Here is a 21418-nt window from a genome sequence, read left to right as displayed (position 1 = left end):
CGCTGTGGCGAGCGTGCCAGGGTGACAGGTCAGCCGAGAAGCTTCTCGCCGATCCATCCGGTGGGGTGGAAGCCGGGTGGGATGGCGAAGACGGCGGAGCCGATCGTGGTGGTCCACTCGTTGAGCGCGTCGGCGGCGTCCAGGCGGGCCAGCAGGGGGAGGAACTGCCCGGCTATGTCGGCTTGATAGCTGAGGAAGATCAGGCCGGACTCGCGGTTCGTACCGGTGTCGTGGACGTAGTTGAGGCCCTTGCGGAAGATGCGGCGGCCGTCGTTCTCGGAGTGGTGCGAGAGGCGGGCGTGGGCGTTCGCGGCGATCGCCGGGCGGCCGTCGGCGTCGCGGGCCGCGAGGTTGAGCTCGTCGTGCTCGGCGGTGCCGGTGAGGGGTGCGCCGGTGCTCAGCTTGCGTCCGACGGCGCGTTCCTGTTCGGAGCGGGTGAGTTCGTCCCACGTGTCGAGGTTGAGTTTGATCCGCCGTACGACGACCGTCGTGCTCCCGTCCGCCGCCCAGACCGTCGCATCGAACTCAGGTGTCCCGACCGCGGGGTTGCCGGTGCCGTCCACCTGACCGAACAGATTCCGCCCGGTCACCGGCTTCCCGTCCGGCCCCGTGCTGTTCCAGAACCCCGTCTGCCGCCACACCGGCACCGCAAACGGCTTAGCATCCGCAACAAACCGCCGTACGGCGTGCACGACGCTGAGCTCGTCATCCGCACCGACGAGGATGAGCAGATCACCACCCGACCACTCGTCCCGCAACCGGTCATGCCGCATCACCGGCAGATCATCCAGCCCAGCCGGTTTGTTGCCAGCGAGCTCGAACACCCGAGGCCCGAAACCAACCGTCGTGGTCAGCGCGACATTCGCCGAAGCCAGTTCTGGTGCCGTGTCCCCAGGCACCGGTCGACCATTGCCCAAAGCAACAACATCCGCCGACCATGACCGCATCAACCGCGCAAGCGCAGCCTTGTCGGTCGACGGCAAGAGCTTGAACGCCACCAACTCCCCATGCCGAGGCGAGGGCGCGGTGATCCCCGGCTGGCGATCGCCGTACGGGGAGATGAGCCGACTGGGTGGTTCCTTGTCGAGGGCAACTACGGCAGCACCGGTGGCGGCGGCGCCTGCGGCAGCTGCACCGGCGTACCCGAACAGCTGTCGCCTCGTCGGCTTCACTTCGGGGTCGGGTGGTAGTGCTCTTCTTCTTCGGTGAAGGCTTTCACCGGGAGCTTGAGGTCGTGGGTGGTGTTGTCGGAGAACTTGAGGGTCAGGGGGACCTCGTCGCCGGGTTTGAGGGGGTTCTTGAGGTTCATCAGCATGATGTGGTCGCCGCCGGGGGTGAGGTGGGCGTGAGAGGTGGCGGGGACGGTGACGCCGCCGGCCTTCTCCTGCATGACCATCTTGCCGTCCTTCTTCGTCATCTCGTGCAGTTGGACCAGGCCGGCGACCGGGGAGGTTGCCGAGATCAACTTCACGTCGGCACCCCCGGGGTTGGTCAGGGACATGAAGGCTGCGGTCATCGACTTGTCCTTGGTACCGACCGTCGCGCGCACCCAGGCATCCTCGACCAGCACGCCAGGCGCCGCGGCAGCCGGTTGCGGGGTCGCCGCGGTTCCACAGGACGACAGCAGGACCGGGAGAGCGACAGCGATGGTGGCCGCGAGCAACTTCATCTTCACGCACGGCCAACGCCCCCGCCCTCCGCGGAGTTCCCGCTAGGCGTCGGAGGGATCCTCAGTTTCGTCGGAGGGCTTCACGAAGTCCGGGTCGCCGCCCTCGTCACCTGAGCGGGCACCCGCCTGGGCCAGATGCGACACCGACTCCAGCTCGGCCAGCACAGTCTGGTGCTGATCGACACACAAGACGACCAGATCACCACGGTTCGACCGGGCCAGCGCGTGCCGGATCGCGGTCAGTTCGTCGATGACGATCTCGACCTGACGGCACCGAGCCCCGGCATCCATCGCGCTCCGAACCCCGGCCTCGATCAGCGCGGCCAGCTCGCCGCGCTTCCGCCCGCGCAGCCGTGCGTCCTCACGGACAATCACGACATCGAAGTGCTGAGCAGCGATCTCGCCGAGCTCGTGGATGTCCTCGTCCCGCCGGTCGCCCGCGGTGGCGATCACGCCGATCCGCGACGGCCGCCCAAGCTCGGACGACGCGATCAGGCTCTCGCCCAACCGGTCCACGAAGTCACCCAGCATCCGCATCGCAGGCGCGTTGTGGCAATAGTCGACGATCACCGTCCGACCGTCGACGTCGATCTCGTTCAGACGCCCAGGCGACAGATAGTACGACGTGTTGAACGTCCGCAGGCCTTGCCGGATGTCGTGCAGCGGCGCACCCGCGGCGAACGCGGCAGCAGCCGCGGCCATCGCGTTCTGCACGTTCATCATCGCCCGCCCACCGAACGTTGCCGGGAGCAAGTGTGTCCACGCGAGCTGCATCGAACGGCGACCGTGCTTGACCACGATCATGTCGCCCAGGTCGGAGCGCTCGAGGACGACAGCACGTCCACCGCGCCGGCAGTGACCCTCGATGTAGTCGCGGACCTCGCTGCCCGGTTCGGCCATGCTGAACCACACGACCTGTCCGGAACACTTGCGCCGCATCTTGCGAACCAGCGGGTCGTCGGCGTTCAGTACGGCGTACCCGGTCCGCGGCACCGCCTCGACCAGCACGCCCTTCACGTCGGCCAACTGCTCCAGCGTGTCGATCCCACGCAGTCCAAGGTGATCCGGCTGCACATTCAGTACGACGGCGATGTCGTTGCGCTCGTACCCGAGCCCTTCCCGCAGGATCCCGCCGCGGGCAACTTCGAAGACCGCGAAGTCGACGCGCGGATTCTGCAACACCATCCGAGCGGACTTCGGCCCGGACGCGTCGGAACGAATCACCAGCCGCTCGTCGATCACGATGCCGTCGGTCGACGTCATACCGACCTTGCGGCCCATGCCCTTGAAGACGTGGCTGATCATCCGCGAGGTGGTGGTCTTGCCGTTCGTGCCGGTGACGGCGACGATCGGGATCCGGCTGGTCGCGCCCGGCGGGAAGAGCATGTCGACGACCGGCTTGGCGATGTACTGCGGTTCGCCGATCGTCGGGTTCGTGTGCATCCGGAATCCCGGAGCGGCGTTGACCTCGCAGATCGCGCCGCCGGTCTCGCGCACCGGCTGGGTGATGTCGGGGCAGATGAAGTCGATCCCGGCGATGTCGAGCCCGATCATCCGGGCCGCTTCCTCGGCGATCTCGACGTTCTCCGGGTGCGCTTCCCAGGTCCGGTCGATGGAGATGCCGCCGGTGGACATGTTGCCGGTGAGCGTGAGCTTCACCATCACGTCCTCAGGCGGTACGTCGTCCAGTTCGAAACCCTGGCTGCGAACGAGCTCCCGGGCGGCCGCGTTCACCGTGATCCGGGTCAGGATCTTCTCGTGCCCGACCCCGCGGCGCGGGTCGGCGTTGGTGATGTCGACCAGCTCGGCCACCGTGTGCACGCCGTCGCCGACCACGTGCGCGGGGACGCGCTCGGCGATCGCCTCCATCCGGCCGTTGATGATCAGGCAGCGGTAGTCCTTGCCGACAACCATGTTCTCGACGATCACCCAGCCGCGGCGGGACTGCTCGGCGGCGATCGGGAAGGCCTCCCGAACGTCGTCGGCGTTCAGTAGGTTCAGGCAGACGCCGCGGCCGTGGTTGCCGTCGAGCGGCTTGCACACGACCGGGTAGCCGATCTTGTTCGCGATCGAGACCGCCTCGTCGACCGTCCGGATGGACTCCGACCGCGGCACCGGCAGACCGGCCGACGCGAGCAGGCGGGTAGTGAGGTCCTTGTCACTGGCCACGTCGACCGCGATCGAGCCGGTCTCCGACGTCATCGTGGCCCGGATCCGCTTCGCGTGCACACCCTGACCGAGCTGAACCAGGCTGGCCTTGTTCAGCCGGATCCACGGGATGTCACGGGAGACGGCTTCGTCGACGATCGCCTGCGTGGACGGACCGAACGCCGTACGCTCCGCCTGTTTGATGAACTTCTCCAGCTCGACAGTGAAGTCGAAGTCCGGATCCGGCTGGACGAGGTTGTTCACGAACCGGACGGACAGCTCACCGGCAGCGAGCCCGACCGCCTCATCGGCGTACGCGTAGACGATGTTGTAGGTGCCGGGACGGCCCTTGACCTGGCGGGTCTTGCCGCGCCGCATGTCGTGGCCGGCCTCCTGCTGCAGCTGGAGCGCCACGTGTTCGGCGATGTGGCCGAGCCAGGTGCCCTCGTTGAGTCGCTCGATGAATCCGCCGCGGCGACCGCGCGAGCAGTGGTGCTGGTCGAGCCGGGGGAGGTGCTCGAGGAGCTTCTCGGTGAACCCGGGGATCGTGTTCGACGGGAAGTTCTCCAGCGAGCCCAGGTCGACGACCAGGTGAATGGCCGGGTCGTAGCTCCACACGTTCGGCCCGCGGTAGACGCGGGTCTCGATGATCTTGAGGTCCGGACTCGGCGTCCCGTGGGTGTCGGTTGAATCGGTCATGCGGTCCCACTGTCTGGTTGCAGGCGGTCGGGGGTGTCGAGGTCGGCGCCGGCCGGGATCGGCTCGGTCGCCTCCGGTCTGGACTCCCCGGCGGCCGACGAGCGGGCTGTTTTGGCCGTCCGCCGCCCGGCCCGCTTCTTGCGATCCGCGTAGTACTTGGGTGAGACGCCCTCGGCCGCGATCTCCTTGGCCAGCTTGCGCAGATCCGCCTCGGCGGCCTCCAGCCCGGCGATCTCCTCGGCCGGCGGCTGCGGCCCGTAGGACAGCAGCACCCGCGCCTCGAGGTCGAACGTCGCCGTCGCCGGCAGCACATGCAGCACGACGCCCGACGCGAGCAGCGGTTCGGACCGGCTCGCGTTGTGCGCGTTCGAGGTGATCCGGCTCCCGTCGAAGATCGTCACGGCACCGCGGCCGACCACCTCGAGGTGAGTGCCTCGTACGACGGCCGCCGTGTCCTCGTCGACCCCGATCCCGAGCAGCCCGGGGGACTGGGCGACCAGCGACAGCAGCCGCCCGTACCGGTTCCGCTGGGCGAAGTGCTGGTCGACGATCGCGCCCTGCACCAGACCGAGCCCGTTGGACAGCTGGCTCATCCGCTGCCGCGGAGTCGCGCCGGACCGGCCGAAGGCGATCATGTGCTCGGCCAGGATGCTCGCACCGGCCGACGTACCGCCGACCGCCGCCCCGCGCGCGTGAGCCGCGGTCACGGCCCGACCGAACGCCGTACCGGTGACAACCCCGGACAGCTTCAGCTGGTTGCCACCGGTCATGAAGATGCCGGTGGCGTCGTGCAGCGGTGCGATGAACGCCGGGTCGTCGGCGTCCTCCCGGTTCTCCGGGCGGACCCCGACGACGCTCTGCGCACCGAGAGCCGCGAACAGCGCGTGGTAGACGTCGACCACATCCGGCCCGAGCGCGGACGCGGTGGGTACCACCACGATCCGCGCCTTCGAGCCACCGGCGGCCTCGACGAACTCCTGCAGCACCGTGCGCTTCTTCAGCTTGTCCTCGGCACCGCCAATGGCGAACAGAGCCCCCGGCCCGCTGTTCACCCCACCCAGCTGTTCTGACATAGCCGAAGGATAAGTGCTCGGCCCCCAGGAGGCCGCAATCCGGCCTTACTGCTGGATGGGATTGCCGTCAGTACCGCACACGTAGCCGGCCCGGATGCAGTTGTCGACGCGCCGCTGGAGCTCGGCCGGGTCCCAGACGTTCAGGAAGTCGCCGTGGAACGTGTAGCCGGGTGCGGTGGTGACATTGCTCCCGTTCCGGGTGCCGGCCAGGGTTAGTCCGCCACCGTTGACCGGATAGGTGATCAGGAACTCCAGTCGCGGTACGACGACCGGATGCGTGGACGGACACGTCGTACCGACCGGGAACGCCATGTGGTCCTTGTGGTTCGGTGAGTCGAGCCGGGTGCCGTCCCAGCAGGTCGGGAAGTCCAGGTAGTTCTCCAGCTTGGTACCGGGCGGACAGACCAGGAAATCGCGGCTGGACTGGCTCTGGCCGACACAGGACCACCGGGCGGCCGGGTTCTGGTCCGGACTGGTCGCGAGCGCATTGCCGATCACATAGCGCAGACCCTGTGGATAGGCCCGAGCGTTGGTGCGGTCGGTGATGCCCTGGTAGTAGATGGTCACTCGCTCAGGCGCGACCGGTACGCCGTTCTTGTACAGCGTCGGAGTCCAGTACGCCGATTTGTCCGACACCGGATCGCAGTTCGTGCCACCGAGCCGCAGCGACTGCAGAGTCGAGTTGGCGTTGGTCGTGGTGTTGCCGAAGAACTCGTGGATGTGTGAACCACCGGACTGGCCGGGGAACACGATCGGATCGTCACCGGCCCGGTGACTGCTGCGGCACTCGGCCCGGAACTCCGAGCCGCGAACCGGTGCGGCCTGAGCGGCCATCATGGCCGCCTCCTCCGCCTTACTCGGTACCTGACCGTGTTGCGAGTGGTCCATCGCCGAGTGGTCGACGCCCGCCTGGCTGGTGGGCTGGTCGTGGATCACCAATGCGGTGACCACACCGATCAGCACCACACCGGCGGCGAGAAGCTTCGCCGTACCCATGTCAGTGTCCGAAGGTGAACCAGTTGACGTTCACGAAGTCCGCCGGCTGACCACTGGTGAAGGTCAGGTAGACGTCATGGACTCCGGTGACCGCACTGATGTTGGCGGGTACGCTCCGCCAGCTCTGCCAGCCTCCTGTGTTGGCGACGGCGAAGCTGCCGATCGGAGCGTTGCTGCGACTGTCCAGGCGTACCTCGACCAGCCCACTGACCCCACCAGAAGCACCGGACGCGACGCGGCCGACAAACTGGTGTGCAGCGGAACTGCCGAAGTCGATGGCCGAGTACCGGGCCCAGTCACCATTGCCGAGCCCCATCAGGTTCTGACCGCCGCCGGAGTCGCTGGTTGCCTCGACTCCCGTACCGCCCTGCTCCTGGTAGGACTCGGCCTGCAGAGTGCTGTAGGCGTTGCCCCCGCCGCCGGGAGGCGGTGAGGTCGGAGGCGGTGAGGTCGGCGGGGGAGTCGTACCGCCGCCCCGCTGCGTCACGGCGACGTAGTCGACGATCATCGGCCGGTCAGGCACGGTCTCGGCGCGCGGGGTCGGCCCGTTCAGTGCATCCGGGAACGCACCGCCGATCGCGACGTTCAGCAGGATGAAGTACCCCGCATGCGAGGTCATGTTGGCCCACGTGTCGGCCGGGAGTTGGCTCTGACTGATCGTGTGGAACTGCTGACCGTCGACGTACCAACGGAACTGGTTGGGCGAGATGCTCGTGTCCCACTCGAACCGGTAGGTGTGGAACGCCGATTGGCAGCTGGAGCCTGGGCAAGCGCGGTTGCTCGCGATACCGGAGGTCTCGTTGCACGGGCCGCCGGGATTCACGCCGCAGTGCAGCACGGCCCAGACCGAGTTGATCCCGTTGACGTTCTCCATGATGTCGAACTCGCCGATCCCCGGCCAGTTCCAGTAGTTGCCCCGGTACGGCGACCCCAGCGCCCAGAAGGCCGGCCAGTAGCCGAGAGCCGCGTTGCCGGTGACGTTCGGCATCTGGATCCGGCTCTCGATCGCCAGTACGCCGTTCGACGGGGGCTTGAAGTTGCTGCGCTGAGTCTCGATCCGGGCGGACGTCCAGTTGCCGGCGCCGTCGCGGCGCGGCGTGATCCGGAGGTTGCCGGCGCCGTCGAGGCCGAGGTTGTTCGTACTGCTCGTGTAGTTCTGGATCTCCCCGGTTCCCCAGTTCCCGGGACCGCCGGGATAGGCATGGCCGGTATCGATGATCCAGTTGGCGCCGGACGGCAGTGTGTTCGCCGGTCCGTTGAAGTCGTCGACCCAGACTGTGGACCAGCCGGCCGGTGGGGTTGGGGCGCTCGCCTGCGCGACGACGGTCAGCGAGGCGGCGATGAGGAGTGGGGCGGCGAGTGATGCGATGAAGAGTGGGCGGGAACGCATGGCGACCTCCGAGGCGGGTCGAGGCCAACAGTTGTCGCCAATGTGAGCGCTCTCACGCTCGCTGTCAACAGTTCACAACCACAGCCGATGAACCGTCGTACTGCGCCGGACCCGCAGCCCGAGGTGCTCGTACATCGCCAGTGCACCGGTCCCCGAATGCGTCCACAGAGTCAGGTTGCCGCGCCCGAGCCGGTGGAATTCGGCGGCCGTCCGGTCGAGCATCGCCCGCGCGATTCCCCGGTTCCGGTGATCGGTGGCGACCGCGAGCTGTTCGACGTACCCCTCGTCGCCATCGAGTGCGATCACCACGCCGACGACCTCGTCCCCGTCGTACGCGAGCGTGGAGGCGTCCGGCCGGAAGCTGGCCCGCGCGACCGTCAGCTCGGCCCACTCCTCGAACGACTTCCGCCGGGACCCGAACTCGGCGAACGCCCCTTCAACCACCTCATGCGCCTCCTCGGCACGAGCCGAGTCATAGGCCTCCAACCGAATCCCAGCCGGGGCCTCACACGGTTGGCTCCTGAGCGGGCGCTCCAACAACCAGTTGACCGCGAGAACGTCGTACCCCCGCCCCTGCAACAGCTCGGTCCCAGCCTTGTCAGCGTCATCCACCGTCTGCGCGATCCAGTCGCTCCCGACCTCCCGCGACCGCGCCTCGGCCCAGTCGAGCAACCGGCTCCCGAGCCCCAGTCCCCGGTACGCCGGATGCACGTCGACCTGAGCCCGTTTCCCACCGTGGTTCCACGCCCACCCCACGAGCTCGCCACCCGGCGCCTCGAGCACAAGCGTGTCGAGCGCCAAGTCGATCAACGGCCGCCGCAAATCCGCCGCCACCCGATCGGGGACCACCTCGGCCCGCCCATGCCACCCAACCTCAGCCGCCGCGATCACCCCCCAGATCGCCCCCGCATCCCCAACCCCCGCAGCCCGCCCACTGAACTCCACAACCCCAGAGCGTAAGCCCCCGTTCGGTGGGTGAACCCCGGGTTACCCCACCAAGTGCGTCTAGGCGGGTTGGTCGGCGTCGGCGGTTTCTACTTCCTCGCGGCTGATGCCGAGGAGGTAGAGGATGGTGTCGAGGTAGGGGACGCTGACGTGGGTGTCGGCGGCGGCCTGTACGACGGGTTTGGCGTTGAAGGCGACACCGAGGCCGGCGGCGGCGAGCATGTCGAGGTCGTTTGCGCCATCGCCGATCGCGACCGTCTGCGAGAGCGGGGTCTTCGAGCGCTCGGCGAACTGCCGCAAGGCCGTGGCTTTGCCGGCCCGGTCGACGATCTCGCCGATCACGCGGCCGGTGAGTTTGCCGTCGATGATCTCCAGCTCGTTCGCCTTGGCGTAGTCGATCCCGAGCTCGGCGGCGAGTTTGTCGGTGATCTGGCTGAAGCCACCACTGACGATCGCGAACTGGTACCCGAGCCGCTTCAGCGTCCGCACGAGTGTCCGCGCACCCGGTGCGAACTGGATCGCGTCGTACACGTCGTCGAGTGCGGACGCCGGCAGCCCGGCCAGCGCCTTGACCCGGTGCTCGAGGGACTCGGCGAAGTCGAGTTCACCGCGCATCGCCTGATCGGTGACCCGGGCAACTTCGGCCTCCCGACCGGCGTGGCCAGCGAGCATCTCGATCACCTCGCCCTGGATCAGCGTGGAGTCGACGTCCATCACGATCAACCGCTTGGCCCGCCGGTACAACCCACCGTCCTGTACGGCGACATCGAGCCCCTGCCGAACACCCTCCTGCGCGAGCACAGTCCGCAGCGTCTCCGGTTCCGCACCGGAGACCGCGATCTCCATCGCCGTCACCGGGTACCGCGCCATCCGGCTGATCCGGTCGATGTTCGCCCCGGTGTCCGCGATCCGCCCGGCGATCGCCGCGAGCCCGACCGCCGACAGCGGGTGCCCGATCACGGTCACCTGGCTGCGGCCCTTGCGCCGGGGTTCGTTGTCGCCGACACCCTTCTTCACCGAGATGTCGATGTCGAGCGCAGCGGCGAGCTGCTTGAGCTCTTCCTTCAGGTTCTTGTGATCGCGCGGCGCCGACAGCAGCACACCGAGGATCAGCCGACCCCGGAGCACGACCTGCTCCGCGTCGATGACCTCCAGCCCGCGGGTGGCCAGCGTGGACAGCACGGCAGACGTCAGCCCCGGCCGGTCCGTACCGGTCAGCGTGACCAGCAGTGTCGGACGATCCGAAGAATGCATCTCAACCTCAGGCAGCAATGTCATCTCACCCTGAACGCTACCCACAACACCTGTCACCCAGTGGTCCGGTCCACATCCCAAACATGAACAGGGTCAGTCGGGGAGCGGGGGAGCGCAGGCGGCGACGAGGGCTCGGCGGGCGGCGGTGGCCAGGGCGAGGAGGGTACGGCGGCGTGCGTCGGCGTCGGTGGTGGTGATGGCGGCGCCGTCGTCTTCGAGGGCTGCGTCGGCGATCGCGAGCAGGCGGCGGGCGGTGGCGGCGGACTTGACCGCGCGGGACGGGTAGCCGGGAGCCAGGTCGTCGCCGCGGCCGGTGCCGATCCGGCGGATGTCGATGAGGGCGTCGGCCACCTCGGGCTTCCACCGGGCGACATCCAGGGCGGCCAGTGAGTCGGCGGCTTCGATCATCGCGAGCCGAAGAGCCCGGTCGGCCTCGCCGAAGTCGGCCGGCGGGGGACTGGTGGCCGGGAGTGCGGTCCATTGGACAGCAGGACCGACGTACGCCGGGACCAGGCCGAGGTCCGGTCCGGTGAACACGACCGCTTCGCCGGACTCGAGGGCCAACTCGTTGAACGCCGGTGGTCCGGCCAGGCCGATCGGGTCACCGGGAATCGGCAGCGCGAGGTGAGCCTGCTTGGTGCCGGCAGCGCGCAGCAGGTTGAGCGCAACGGGCAACGTCGCGGGCTCGGGATGGCCTGGCAGTCCGGCGACGTGGTGCCCGACGTCCGCACCGAGGATCTTGTGCGCGGCGGTGTCGGGATCGCAGGCGCCGGTCAGCATCGCGTTCGTCCACACGGTGAACCGGACCGAGGCGGAGGTGGTCAGCACGCAAGCCAGTGTCTCACTCGCGTGCCCGGCGTACGGCACCCGGCAGGCACCACGTAGGTTTGCCCGCATGACTGCTGTGGTGGAGCTGGCAGATGTCTCGATCGTGCGCGGTGGCGCGCGGCTGCTGGACGGTGTCGAGTGGACGGTCGACGAGGCCGACCGCTGGGTCGTGATCGGCCCGAACGGTGCGGGCAAGACCACCCTGCTGCAGATCCTGGCCGCCCAGATCCACCCGACCTCGGGTGTCGTCGGTCTGCTCGGTGAGGTGCTCGGCGCGATCGACGTCTTCGAACTCCGCCCGCGCATCGGCATCACGAGCGCGGCACTGGCCGACCGCCTGCCGAGGGGCGAGCGAGTCTCCGACGTCGTCGTCTCCGCCTCGTACGCCGTCCTCGGGCGCTGGCGCGAGGAGTACGACGAACTCGACCACCAGCGGGCCAAGGAACTGCTGACCGAACTCGGTATCGCGCACCTGAGCGACCGCACGTTCGGCACGCTGTCGGAGGGTGAGCGCAAGCGCGTCCAGATCGCCCGCGCGCTGATGACCGACCCCGAACTGATGCTGATGGACGAGCCAGCCGCCGGCCTAGACCTGACCGGCCGCGAGCAACTGGTCCGCTCCCTCAGCTCGATCGCCACCGCCGTCGGCGCTCCCGCGATGGTCCTCGTCACGCACCACGTCGAGGAGATCCCACCCGGTTTCACCCACGCCCTCCTGCTCAAGCAGGGCCGAGTCGTCTCCGCCGGCCCGATCGCCCAGGCCCTCACCTCCGAAACCCTCAGCGACACCTTCGACATCGCCCTCTCCCTCACCCACGAGGACGGCCGCTACACCGCCCGCGCCCTCTGACCCGTCGTACGGCATCTGATGGGTGAACCCACGAGGTTGTGGGTTCTGCACCCTCATGCGGGTGCAGAACCCACAAGCTGATGGGTGAACCCACGAGATGGTTCGGGAGCCGGATGGGTAACGGGTGCGTCATAGAGCCTGCCGAAAGTCCCGAACGTGGATAGGGTTGGCAGATGGATTGGTTGCGCGAGAACCTGTGGGTCGCCTGGCTGTCGATTGCCGGCGTACTGGCTCTGGCCGAGCTTGCCTCGCTCGACTTCACCTTGCTGATGCTGGCGGCCGGTGCGTTCACGGCCGCGGGCGTGGCGGCGGTCTTCCCCGGACTGCTCTGGCTGCAGATCGTCGTCGGCCTGGTGACCGCGGCCGCGATGCTGGCCGCGATCCGGCCGATGATCGTCCGGAAGATCCATGACGGCAAGGAGCTGAAGACCGGTTCGGCCCATGTCATCGGGCGCACCGGCACGGTCGTGAAGGAGATCCACCCGGACGGCGGTGGCTCGATCCGGCTCGGCGGTGAGCTCTGGACAGCCCGCCCGTACGACGATGTGTCGACGATCAAGCCCGGGACGCGGGTCGAGGTGATGTCGATCGACGGCGCGACCGCGGTGGTCTATCCGATCAGCGAGCCGGTGCGCCACGAACTGGACACGCACCCCGGGCTGAACGACCCCGAACCAGGTCCGCAACCGCCTCAGTCGCCCGCGCAGTAGGCTCGAAAGCAGGGACGTCGAGCAAGTTGCTCGAACAGGCAGCGACGCGCCGGGAACCGGACCGCCACTTGCCCCGTCGATAGGAAAGACTGTCCGTGCCTTGCGGGTTCTGTCGAGTTGGAGGGTCCAGTGATCGGCTTCCTTGTGGTGCTGGCGATCGTCGCCGTTCTGGTGATCGTCACCCTGGCCAAATCAGTAAGGGTGGTGCAACAGCAGACCGTCGGGATCGTGGAGCGGTTCGGCAAGTACAAGACCGGCCTGCAGCCGGGCCTGAACCTGCTGACCCCGTTCGTCGACAAGGTCCGCTACACCATCGACATGCGCGAGCAGGTCGTCTCGTTCCCGCCGCAAGGCGTGATCACCGAGGACAACCTGATGGTGTCGATCGACTCCGTCATCTACTTCCAGGTCAACGACCCGGTCCGGGCGACGTACGAGATCTCGAACTACATCCAGGCCATCGAGCAGCTGACCATGACGACGCTGCGGAACATCATCGGTGGTATGGACCTGGAGCAGACGCTGACCTCGCGTGAGGAGATCAACGAGAAGCTCCGCTACGTGCTCGACGAGGCCACCGGCAAGTGGGGGATCCGGGTGAACCGGGTCGAGCTGCGCTCGATCGACCCGCCGCCCTCGATCCAGGACTCGATGGAGAAGCAGATGCGCGCGGACCGCGACAAGCGCGCCGCGATCCTGACCGCCGAGGGTATGCGGCAGTCCGCCGTCCTTTCGGCCGAAGGCCAGAAGCAGTCCGCGATCCTGACCGCCCAGGGTGACAAGGAGTCCCGCATCCTGCGCGCGCAGGCCGAGCGGGAGGCCCGGATCCTGAAGGCACAGGGTGAGGCGCAGGCCATCACCACGGTCTTCAACGCGATCCACGCCGGCAAGCCGGACCAGGGTCTGCTCGCCTACCAGTACCTGCAGATGCTGCCGTCGATCGCCCAGGGCGACGCGAACAAGCTGTGGATCGTGCCGAGTGAGATCGGCGACGCGCTCAAGGGTCTGGGCAGCGCAGTCGGCCAGGTGGCCGGCATTCCGCAGAAGGCCGAGGGCAACTGGCAGGCGCCGGAGATCACCGATGCCGCGGCCGGCCCCGAGGTCGAGGGCGGTGTGCAGGACAAAGCCGTCGCCGAGGCCGACAACGCCGTACAGGAGGCCATCGCGGCCGCCCAGAGCGCCGCGGTCAGCGGCCGGACCACTCCGGCCCCGGCGCCGTCGACCAGCCCCGAGCACACCCTGCCGGAGGCAGAGCCGCCGCTCGAGCGCTGAGCAACGTTCACGACAGGGCCGTCCGGGTTTCCGGGCGGCCCTGTTCTTCGTTCACCCTCCGGACTGGATCGCGAGGTTGGTCGTCCGGCACCGTAGAGTCAGGCAACGATGACATGGTTCGAGGCGCTGTTCGTCCTGGTGGCGGGAATGGGCGCGGGCACGATCAACGCCGTGGTGGGTTCGGGCACGTTGCTGACCTTCCCCGCCTTGCTCGCTGTCGGCATCCCACCCGTGCTCGCGAACGTCAGCAACAGCGTCGGTCTGGCTCCCGGTACGGCGGCCGGTGCGATCGGTTACCGGCGTGAGCTCGAGGGCCAGCGCGGCCGGATGATCCGGCTGATACCGGTCTCGTTGGCCGGCGGTGTCATCGGGGGCGTGTTGTTGCTCACCACACCCGAGTCCGCGTTCCACGCCGTCGTACCGGTTCTGATCCTGCTGGGCTGTCTGCTGGTCGCGTTCCAGCCGTGGTTGTCGAAGTGGATCAGCGTCCCGTCGCACACCCATCGCGGCGCGTGGTGGGTGCTGCCCGCGGTCTTCGCCACCGGCGTGTACGGCGGGTACTTCGGCGCAGCCCAGGGTGTTCTGCTGATGGCGATCCTCGGTCTCGGCCTGGATCCGGACCTGCAGCGGATGAACGGCCTGAAGAACGTGCTGGCCACGGTCGTGAACACGGTGGCCGCGATCCTGTTCATCATCGTCGCCGACGTGGACTGGCTGGCCGCGGCATTGATCGCGGTCGGATCCACGATCGGTGGTTTCCTGGGCGCCCGCTACGGCCGCAAGCTGCCGCCGATCGCGTTGCGCGGGCTGATCGTGTGCATCGGCATCGTGGCCATCGTCACGATGCAGTTCTGACCGTCAGACCCGCCAGCAGCAAGTCCAGCCCGTAGTCGAACTGCGTCTCGCCGCCGGTCGTCCGGGCGAGCTCGGGAGCCAGTTCGATCACGGTCGGAAAGTCCCGTGACGACAGCGATTCCATCGACGCACGCAGTCGCCGCAACGAGTCCGGGTCGGACTGCTCGGCGGCCATCTGGATCTCCCAGGTGGTTGCCCCGAGCACATAGGTGAACAGCGTCGTGTGGGTGCGGGCCGCGATCTCCGGCTCGAATCCGGCGGACCGCAGAACGCTCAGCAGACCTTCGGCGACCCGGGCGGTCTCGTGGCCGCTCAGCGGCCGGCTCGCCAGTAGTTGCGCAAGGCAAGGATGCTGGAGCATCAGGACACGCAGATCCCGGCACACCGAACGCACCTGGTCAGGCCAGGGGAGACCCTCGGGCGGGGGCGGCATCAACCCCATCAGGTGGTCGCGGATGGCGTCGTACAGGTCGTCCTTGTTCCGGAAGTAGGTGTAGAGGGCCATCGGCCCGACCCCGAGCTCACCGGCGACCCCGCGCAGGCTGAACCCGTCGGCGCCCTTGGCCTCCATCAGCTCCAAGGCCGTCCGGACGACGAGGTCCGAGCTCAGTGTGTTCCGCGGCGTGCGCGCCATGTGACGTAGCTCCCTTCGATCTTCCTAACGTACAGTGTATAGTACAACGTATGCGAGCAATCGAGATCACTGAATTCGGTGGACCTGAGGTCCTCAAGGTCGGCGACGTTCCGGATCCGGTCGCCGGTGACGGCCAGGTGCTGATCACCGTCGATCACGCCGGGATCAACTACGCCGACACCCATCAGGTGGAGAACAGCTACCTGCAGGCGGCCAAGCTGCCGATGATTCCGGGTGGCGAGGTGGTGGGTCACACCGCCGACGGCCGCCGGGTCGTCGCGCTGGTCGGTTCCGGCGGGTACGCCGAGCAGGCTGTCGCCCACGCGCCGTACGCCTGGGATGTTCCCGAGGGCGTCACCGACGGGCAGGCCCTCGCGCTGGTGCTGCAGGGCACGACCGCCTGGCACCTGCTGAAGACTTCGACGCATTTCCAGCCCGGTGAGTCCGTGCTCGTGCACGCCGGTGCCGGCGGCGTCGGATCGCTCGCCATCCAGCTGGCCAAGCACTGGGGTGCCGGCCGCGTGATCGCGACCGCGTCGTCGGAGGAGAAGCGCAAGCAGGCGCTCGAGCTCGGCGCCGACGCGGCCATCGACGGTACGCCGGAGGGTCTCAAGGACCGCATCATCGAGGCGAACGGCGGCAAGCCGGTCGACATCGTGCTCGAGATGGTCGGCGGACCGACGTTCGACGAGTCGTTCGCGGCACTGGCCAAGTTCGGCCGCCTGGTCACCTTCGGTGCGGCCTCCCGGCAGTCAGCGGCGCCGATCGAGTCGAGCCGGCTGATGAAGGGCTCCAAGACCATCGTCGGCTTCTGGCTGGCCGACTGCTTCGGCGACCCGAGCCTGCTCGGTGACCCGCTGACCGAGCTGTTCGGCCTGGTTGCCGACGGCACGCTGCGCCCGATCGTCGGCGGCGAGTACGGACTGTCCGAGGTCGCCACCGCTCACGAAGACATGCGAGCCCGCCGTACTGTCGGCAAGCTCGTCCTCGACCCCACGCGCTGAAGGAGAGACATATGACCATCCCGGTTGAGAAGGTTCTGTACACCGCCAAGGCCACCGCGGAAGGCGGCCGCGACGGCAAGGTCGCCAGCAGCGACGGCAAGCTCGAGGTCATCGTGGCCCCGCCGGCCGAGCTCGGTGGTACAGGCAACGGCACCAACCCGGAGCAGCTGTTCGCGGCCGGCTACGCCGCCTGCTTCCAGAGCGCGATGCTGACGGTCGCCCGCCGGCTCCGCGTCGACGTGACGGGTTCGACCGTCACCGCCGAGGTCGGCCTCGGTGCGATCGCCGGCGGCGCCTACGGCCTGCAGGTCGCGCTCGTCGTCAGCCTGCCCGGCCTCGAGCAGGACGTCGCCCAGGACCTGGTCGAGAAGGCCCACCAGGTCTGCCCGTACTCCAACGCCACCCGCGGCAACATCGTCGTGGACCTGAAGCTGGCCTGATGAAGCTGGACTGACTCCGTCCAGTCAGTCCAGGCGCGCCAGGGCCTCTTTCAGGAGGCCCTCGGTCGCGCTGACGGGTGCCGCCGCGATCGTGAGCCCCTCCATGATCGCGGCGTACTCGTCGACCTCCTCGAGTTTGTCGAGGTAGAGCGCGCTCGCCGCGTGCTCGATGTAGACGATGTCCGGCAGGTCCCCGTCGGGGAACCGCAGGATGCTGAACGCACCACCCGCGCCGGGGTAGCCGACACTGCTGAACGGCATGATCTGCAAGGTGATGTTGGGCTCTCGCGCCACCGTCATCAGGTGCTCGATCTGAGCCCGCAGGATCTCGGCGCCACCGACCGGCCGGTGCAGCACCGACTCGTCGATGACCACCCACAGCCGCGCCGGAGTTGAGCGGCTGAGGATCTTCTGGCGGGTCACCCGGAGCGCCACGCGCTGCGCGACCTCTTCGTTCGGCAGGTAGGTCTTGCCGAGCTGTACGACGGCCCGCGCGTACTCCTCGGTCTGCAGCAGTCCGGGGACGAACATCACCTCGTACGTCCGGATCAGCGTCGCCGCGACCTCGAGACCGACGTAGTTCGTGAACCAGGTCGGCATCACATCGCCGTACCGGGACCACCAGCCGGGGTTGTTCGCGGCGCGTGCCAGCTCCATCAGCCGGAAGCGCTCGTCGTCGTCGCGCATCCCGTAGAGGTCGAGCAGGTCGCTGACATCGCGTTCCTTGAAGCCGACCCGGCCGAGCTCCATCCGGCTGACCTTCGACTCCGACGCGCGGATCTGCCAGCCCGCGTCGGCGCGACTGATCCCGGCCTGCTCCCGCATCCGCCGGAGCTGGCCGCCCAGCATGATCCGCAGTGCCGTCGGCCCACCGTCACCACTGCCGCCGCCGGTCACCGTCACCCCATCACCCGCCACACCCGTCCACTCACCCATTTCAGCCCGCGATGCTACTCCGTGTCCACGGGCCAGGGCGGGTCGCCGCTCCGAGGAGCCAGATCACCTTTGCGCGAGCGCGAGGACGGTGGCCGTCGGTAGCTTGGCTAGTTCGGTGCCGTCGATCAAGATCTTGGAGGCGCGGATCCCGCTTCCGATCACCACCAGACCGGCCGCGACGACCGCTTCGTCGACCAGCACCGGCCACTCGACCGGCAGTCCGATCGGCGTGATCCCGCCGTACTCCATCCCCGTCGTACCGACTGCGTCGTCCTGTGCGGTGAACGAGATCTTCCGGACGCCGAGGTGTTTGCGGATCACCCCGTTCACATCCGCGCGGTCGTCGGCGAGCACCAGCACCGCGGCGTACGACGACTCACCGCCGCGCTTGCCGAGCACGATCACACAGTTGGCCGACGCAGCCATCGGTACGTCGTACTCCGCGCAGAATGCGGCCGTATCGGCCAGGCCCGGATCGATCGCCGCCGCGTACGCCGGGAGGTCGCCGAGTGCATCACGAGTCGGCGGGGCCAGCAGCTCCGGTACGTCGGCCGCCGGCTGCCAGGCGAGTTTGCCGAGAACGGGTGCCGTCATCGCGCGTCCACGAGGTCGGCGTACTCGGTGTGTTTGGCCAGGTAGTCCTGGTAGTACGGGCAGGCGGGCTTGACCCGCAGACCGAGCGCACGGGCGTCGTCGAGCGACTTCACCGCAATCGCGCCGGCCACACCGCGCCCGCGGAAGTCAGGCAGCGTCTCGGCGTGCAGGAAGCTGATCACGCCGGGGTGCAGCGCGTAGTCCACGAAGCCCATCAGGTTGCCGTCGGCGTCGAGAGCCTCGTACCGGCTGCGCTCCTTGGCATCTACCACGCTGATCTCGTTCTGCATACCGGCAACTTTAGCGGGGCGTCGTAGGTAAACCTCGGCACTGGCGGCGCCCAGGCAGGCACCTCGCGGCGTTGGAGGAAAAGCCACGATGGAAAAACATCGCGGCTTCCCCTCCGCCTTGCGATGCACCCACCTGGACACCGCCAGCACTCGAGCTTTACCCACGACCCCCCGCTATGTCGGGTTTGGAATGCGGTGTCCAGGGGGTACGGGCTCCGATGGGCGTCTCCCAGCCGAGGGGCGCCGGGCTCGGGAGGAGCAGGGATGAGCAACGAGCACGCGCTGGACGAAGGTAAGCCGATACCCAGTCTCGTCCCGGCCCGAATGGACCGATTGCCGTGGACAAGATTCCACTGGATGATCGTCGTCGGACTCGGTGTCTCATGGATTCTGGACGGTCTCGAGATCCAGCTCGTCTCGCTGGTCGGCAACACGTTGAAGGAAGGCGCGACCCTCGGGCTGTCCACCGCCGAGGTCGGTCTGCTGGCCTCGATCTACCTGGCTGGCGAGGTCGTCGGCGCGCTCTTCTTCGGCCGGCTGACCGACAAGTGGGGCCGGCGCAGCCTGTTCATCATCACGTTGATGGTCTACCTGATCGCGTCCGGCGCCGCCGGTCTGACCTGGGACTTCTGGTCGCTGGCGCTGTGCCGGTTCGTGGCCGGGATGGGCATCGGCGGTGAGTACGCCGCGATCAACTCCGCGATCGACGAACTGATCCCGTCGAAGTACCGCGGCCGCGTCGACATCGGCGTGAACGGCACCTACTGGGCCGGCGCGCTGATCGGGTCCGCGGTCGGTCTGGTCTTCCTGAACACCGACATCATCCCGATCGAGTGGGGTTGGAGGCTGTGCTTCCTGGTCGGTCCGGTGATGGGTCTGATGATCATCTACTTGCGTCGGCACATCCCCGAGAGCCCGCGCTGGCTGATGACGCACGGCAAGGTCGCCGAAGCCGAGGCGACCGTCGACCGGATCGAGGACACCGTGCGCGCCCAAGGTGGTCAGCTGCGCGAGGTCAGCCCGGACGAAGCCATCAACGTCGTCGACTATCCGCCGGTGACCTATCGCGAGATCGCCCGGGTGATGTTGCGCGACTATCGCAGCCGCTCGTTCCTCGGCTTCTCGATGATGGTCACCCAGGCCTTCCTCTACAACGCGATCTTCTTCACCTATGCGCTGGTGCTGAAGTCGTACTTCGGGTTGAGCGACTCCGGGGTCGCGTTGTACTTCTTCCCGTTCGCGATCGGCAACCTGGCCGGGCCGCTGCTGCTCGGGCATTGGTTCGACACGATCGGCCGGCGGAAGATGATCTTTGCGACGTACTCGATCGCTGCGGTTGTTCTATTCATCACTGCGTTGCTCTTCAACTCTGGTGTGCTGACTGCGACGACACTGACGCTGATGTGGTGTGTGGTGTTCTTCTTCGCCTCGGCCGGGGCCTCGTCGGCGTACTTGACGGTCAGCGAGATCTTCCCGATCGAGTTGCGCGGCCAGGCGATCTCGTTCTTCTTCGCGATCTCGCAGCTCACTGGTGGAGTTGTGGCCCCGTTCCTGTTCGCGTCGCTGATCGGTGAGGGTGAGCACCCGGCTCGCGGTCCGCTGGCGGTCGGCTATGTCATCGGTGCGGTGGTCATGCTGATCGGTGGGGTGATCGCCTGGTTCTTCGGCGTCGATGCCGAGGGGCAGTCGCTGGAGAACATCGCGAAGCCGCTGTCCGCGCGGGAGGGCGGTACGACGTTCCAGGGAGCGGCTCCGCGACTGCCCAGCACCGACGCTCAGGGGCGCCGGATCACGCCGGTCAAACCCGAGTCGGAACAAGGCGGGAAGGAACCGCCCGTCAGCTGAGTGCGCGGCGGATGGCGTCCATCACGTCGGATGCCATCCGCTTGCTCACCTCTGCGGTCGCGACCAGGCCGGAGCCGTGGAAGGTACCGCGGTAGTGATGCAGTTCGGTGCTGACCCCGGCTTGCAGGAGTCGCTGGGCGTAGATGATTCCTTCGTCGCGCAGCGGGTCGAACTCACACACCGAGACGTAGGCGGGCGGGAGGCCGGACAGGTCCTCGGCACGGGACGGAGCGGCGTACTGGAGTCCTAGGGTTTCCGGTGTCCCGGAGAGGTAGTACTTCCAGCTGTACTCGGCGGCTGGGCGGTTCCAGAGCGGGGTGTCGACGAACTCTCGCATCGACTCGGTCTCGAGGCGGTCGTCGAGCTCGGGGATCTCCAGGACCTGGAAGCAGATCGCCGGGCCGCTTCTATCGCGGGCAAGTAGAGCGACGCCGGCGCTCAACCCACCACCCGCGCTACCGCCGCCGACCGCGATCCGGTCCGGATCGACACCGAGCTCGTTGGCGTTCGCGGCCAGCCATTCGAGCGTCGCGTAGCAGTCCTCGAGGCCCGCCGGGAACGGGTGCTCCGGCGCGAGCCGGTAGTCGGGGGAGACGACGACCGCGCCGGCCTCGGCCGCGATGTCGACCGCACCCTGCTCCATCATTTCGATGTCGCCCATCACGAACCCGCCGCCGTGGATGTAGACGAACCCGGGCCGCAGCCCGTCCAGCCCGGTCGGCGTGTACACCTTCGCGCGAATGTCGTACCCGTCCCGCCCGCGGATCGTCACCTCACGGATCTCGATCCCATCCGGTACGACGACCGGCGGAATCAAATGCTGCAGCTCCGACCGCTGCGCCCGCACGACCGTCATGTCACTCAGGTCGACCTCCGGAATCATCGCCAGCCAGGGCGTCAGTTCCGGGTCGATCGCGTACTTCGTCATCGTGGTACCTCTCTGCTCGCCGACCCCTCGAGCATCCCGGGCCGGCCCACCACCGCGC

The 21418-nt window shown here is 67.9% G+C and carries 21 protein-coding genes; 7 read left to right on the top strand and 14 right to left on the bottom strand.

The window, feature by feature from the left end; all coding sequences use genetic code 11:
* Positions 1 to 29: 29 nt before the first annotated feature.
* The 9 genes from ABD231_RS27950 to ABD231_RS27910 form a co-directional block, all read right to left on the bottom strand.
* On the bottom strand, positions 30 to 1172 hold the full coding sequence (locus tag ABD231_RS27950; RefSeq protein ID WP_344158370.1) for a Dyp-type peroxidase: 1143 nt from the start codon (positions 1170 to 1172) through the stop codon (positions 30 to 32).
* The gene (locus ABD231_RS27945; protein ID WP_344158778.1) at positions 1169 to 1669 is read right to left on the bottom strand and encodes a copper chaperone PCu(A)C; all 501 of its coding nucleotides are present in this window, start codon (positions 1667 to 1669) and stop codon (positions 1169 to 1171) included. Before ABD231_RS27945 ends, ABD231_RS27950 begins: the two co-directional genes overlap by 4 nt.
* A 42-nt stretch (positions 1670 to 1711) precedes the next feature.
* Positions 1712 to 4516 (bottom strand): cyanophycin synthetase, encoded by a 2805-nt coding sequence (cphA, locus tag ABD231_RS27940; RefSeq protein WP_344158368.1) that lies wholly within the window; start codon positions 4514 to 4516, stop codon positions 1712 to 1714.
* On the bottom strand, positions 4513 to 5589 hold the full coding sequence (locus ABD231_RS27935) for a cyanophycinase (RefSeq protein ID WP_344158366.1): 1077 nt from the start codon (positions 5587 to 5589) through the stop codon (positions 4513 to 4515). The genes cphA and ABD231_RS27935 overlap by 4 nt, the downstream gene beginning before the upstream one ends.
* 45 nt (positions 5590 to 5634) lie before the next feature.
* Positions 5635 to 6585 (bottom strand): DUF1996 domain-containing protein, encoded by a 951-nt coding sequence (locus tag ABD231_RS27930; RefSeq protein ID WP_344158364.1) that lies wholly within the window; start codon positions 6583 to 6585, stop codon positions 5635 to 5637.
* Between the two features lies 1 nt (position 6586).
* Positions 6587 to 7975 carry a glycoside hydrolase family 16 protein gene (locus ABD231_RS27925; protein WP_344158362.1) on the bottom strand — a complete coding sequence of 463 codons (1389 nt, stop codon included), beginning with the start codon at positions 7973 to 7975 and terminating at the stop codon, positions 6587 to 6589.
* 72 nt (positions 7976 to 8047) lie between these two features.
* Positions 8048 to 8920 (bottom strand): GNAT family N-acetyltransferase, encoded by an 873-nt coding sequence (locus tag ABD231_RS27920; protein WP_344158360.1) that lies wholly within the window; start codon positions 8918 to 8920, stop codon positions 8048 to 8050.
* A 60-nt stretch (positions 8921 to 8980) separates the two neighbouring features.
* Positions 8981 to 10198: a phosphoserine phosphatase SerB gene (serB, locus tag ABD231_RS27915; RefSeq protein WP_344158358.1), complete on the bottom strand. Its 1218-nt coding sequence runs from the start codon at positions 10196 to 10198 to the stop codon at positions 8981 to 8983.
* Between the two features lie 69 nt (positions 10199 to 10267).
* Positions 10268 to 11002 (bottom strand): hypothetical protein, encoded by a 735-nt coding sequence (locus ABD231_RS27910; RefSeq protein ID WP_344158356.1) that lies wholly within the window; start codon positions 11000 to 11002, stop codon positions 10268 to 10270.
* A gap of 67 nt (positions 11003 to 11069) precedes the next feature.
* Between ABD231_RS27910 and ABD231_RS27905 the strand changes: the two genes are divergently transcribed.
* The 4 genes from ABD231_RS27905 to ABD231_RS27890 all read left to right on the top strand — a co-directional run bounded on the left by ABD231_RS27905 (position 11070) and on the right by ABD231_RS27890 (position 14689).
* Positions 11070 to 11852: an ABC transporter ATP-binding protein gene (locus tag ABD231_RS27905; RefSeq protein ID WP_344158354.1), complete on the top strand. Its 783-nt coding sequence runs from the start codon at positions 11070 to 11072 to the stop codon at positions 11850 to 11852.
* A gap of 173 nt (positions 11853 to 12025) precedes the next feature.
* Positions 12026 to 12562 (top strand): NfeD family protein, encoded by a 537-nt coding sequence (locus tag ABD231_RS27900; protein ID WP_344158352.1) that lies wholly within the window; start codon positions 12026 to 12028, stop codon positions 12560 to 12562.
* Between the two features lie 132 nt (positions 12563 to 12694).
* Positions 12695 to 13834 carry an SPFH domain-containing protein gene (locus tag ABD231_RS27895; RefSeq protein ID WP_344158776.1) on the top strand — a complete coding sequence of 380 codons (1140 nt, stop codon included), beginning with the start codon at positions 12695 to 12697 and terminating at the stop codon, positions 13832 to 13834.
* A 108-nt stretch (positions 13835 to 13942) separates the two neighbouring features.
* Entirely contained in the window at positions 13943 to 14689 is a 747-nt protein-coding gene (locus tag ABD231_RS27890; RefSeq protein ID WP_344158350.1) for a sulfite exporter TauE/SafE family protein, read from the top strand.
* On the opposite strand, the gene ABD231_RS27885 is transcribed toward ABD231_RS27890, so the two are convergent.
* A complete protein-coding gene (locus tag ABD231_RS27885; protein ID WP_344158348.1) occupies positions 14673 to 15323 on the bottom strand; it encodes a TetR/AcrR family transcriptional regulator in 651 nt (216 codons plus the stop codon). The genes ABD231_RS27890 and ABD231_RS27885 overlap by 17 nt on opposite strands.
* 50 nt (positions 15324 to 15373) lie before the next feature.
* Between ABD231_RS27885 and ABD231_RS27880 the strand changes: the two genes are divergently transcribed.
* Complete coding sequence (locus tag ABD231_RS27880; protein WP_344158346.1) at positions 15374 to 16327, top strand: quinone oxidoreductase family protein; 954 nt, start codon at positions 15374 to 15376, stop codon at positions 16325 to 16327.
* Between the two features lie 11 nt (positions 16328 to 16338).
* Positions 16339 to 16767: an organic hydroperoxide resistance protein gene (locus ABD231_RS27875; protein WP_344158344.1), complete on the top strand. Its 429-nt coding sequence runs from the start codon at positions 16339 to 16341 to the stop codon at positions 16765 to 16767.
* A 24-nt stretch (positions 16768 to 16791) separates the two neighbouring features.
* Here ABD231_RS27875 and ABD231_RS27870 read toward each other — a convergent pair whose 3' ends face one another.
* From ABD231_RS27870 to ABD231_RS27860, 3 genes are all read right to left on the bottom strand, one after another.
* The gene (locus tag ABD231_RS27870) at positions 16792 to 17616 is read right to left on the bottom strand and encodes a helix-turn-helix domain-containing protein (RefSeq protein WP_344158774.1); all 825 of its coding nucleotides are present in this window, start codon (positions 17614 to 17616) and stop codon (positions 16792 to 16794) included.
* A 150-nt stretch (positions 17617 to 17766) separates the two neighbouring features.
* Positions 17767 to 18297, bottom strand: coding sequence for a YbaK/EbsC family protein (locus ABD231_RS27865; protein WP_344158342.1), 531 nt, complete (start codon positions 18295 to 18297; stop codon positions 17767 to 17769).
* The gene (locus ABD231_RS27860) at positions 18294 to 18587 is read right to left on the bottom strand and encodes a GNAT family N-acetyltransferase (RefSeq protein WP_344158340.1); all 294 of its coding nucleotides are present in this window, start codon (positions 18585 to 18587) and stop codon (positions 18294 to 18296) included. Before ABD231_RS27860 ends, ABD231_RS27865 begins: the two co-directional genes overlap by 4 nt.
* A gap of 264 nt (positions 18588 to 18851) precedes the next feature.
* Here ABD231_RS27860 and ABD231_RS27855 point away from each other — a divergent pair, with 264 nt between their 5' ends.
* Positions 18852 to 20432 (top strand): MFS transporter, encoded by a 1581-nt coding sequence (locus ABD231_RS27855; protein WP_344158338.1) that lies wholly within the window; start codon positions 18852 to 18854, stop codon positions 20430 to 20432.
* On the opposite strand, the gene ABD231_RS27850 is transcribed toward ABD231_RS27855, so the two are convergent.
* The gene (locus ABD231_RS27850; RefSeq protein ID WP_344158336.1) at positions 20425 to 21360 is read right to left on the bottom strand and encodes an alpha/beta hydrolase; all 936 of its coding nucleotides are present in this window, start codon (positions 21358 to 21360) and stop codon (positions 20425 to 20427) included. The two genes, ABD231_RS27855 and ABD231_RS27850, sit on opposite strands and share 8 nt — an antisense overlap.
* Between the last annotated feature and the right edge of the window lie 58 nt (positions 21361 to 21418).

The sequence above is a fragment of the Kribbella yunnanensis genome (assembly GCF_039529655.1).
Lineage (GTDB): Bacteria > Actinomycetota > Actinomycetes > Propionibacteriales > Kribbellaceae > Kribbella > Kribbella yunnanensis.
The sequence above is the reverse complement of the archived record's forward strand: the minus strand, read 5'-3'. Positions and strand labels throughout refer to the sequence as shown.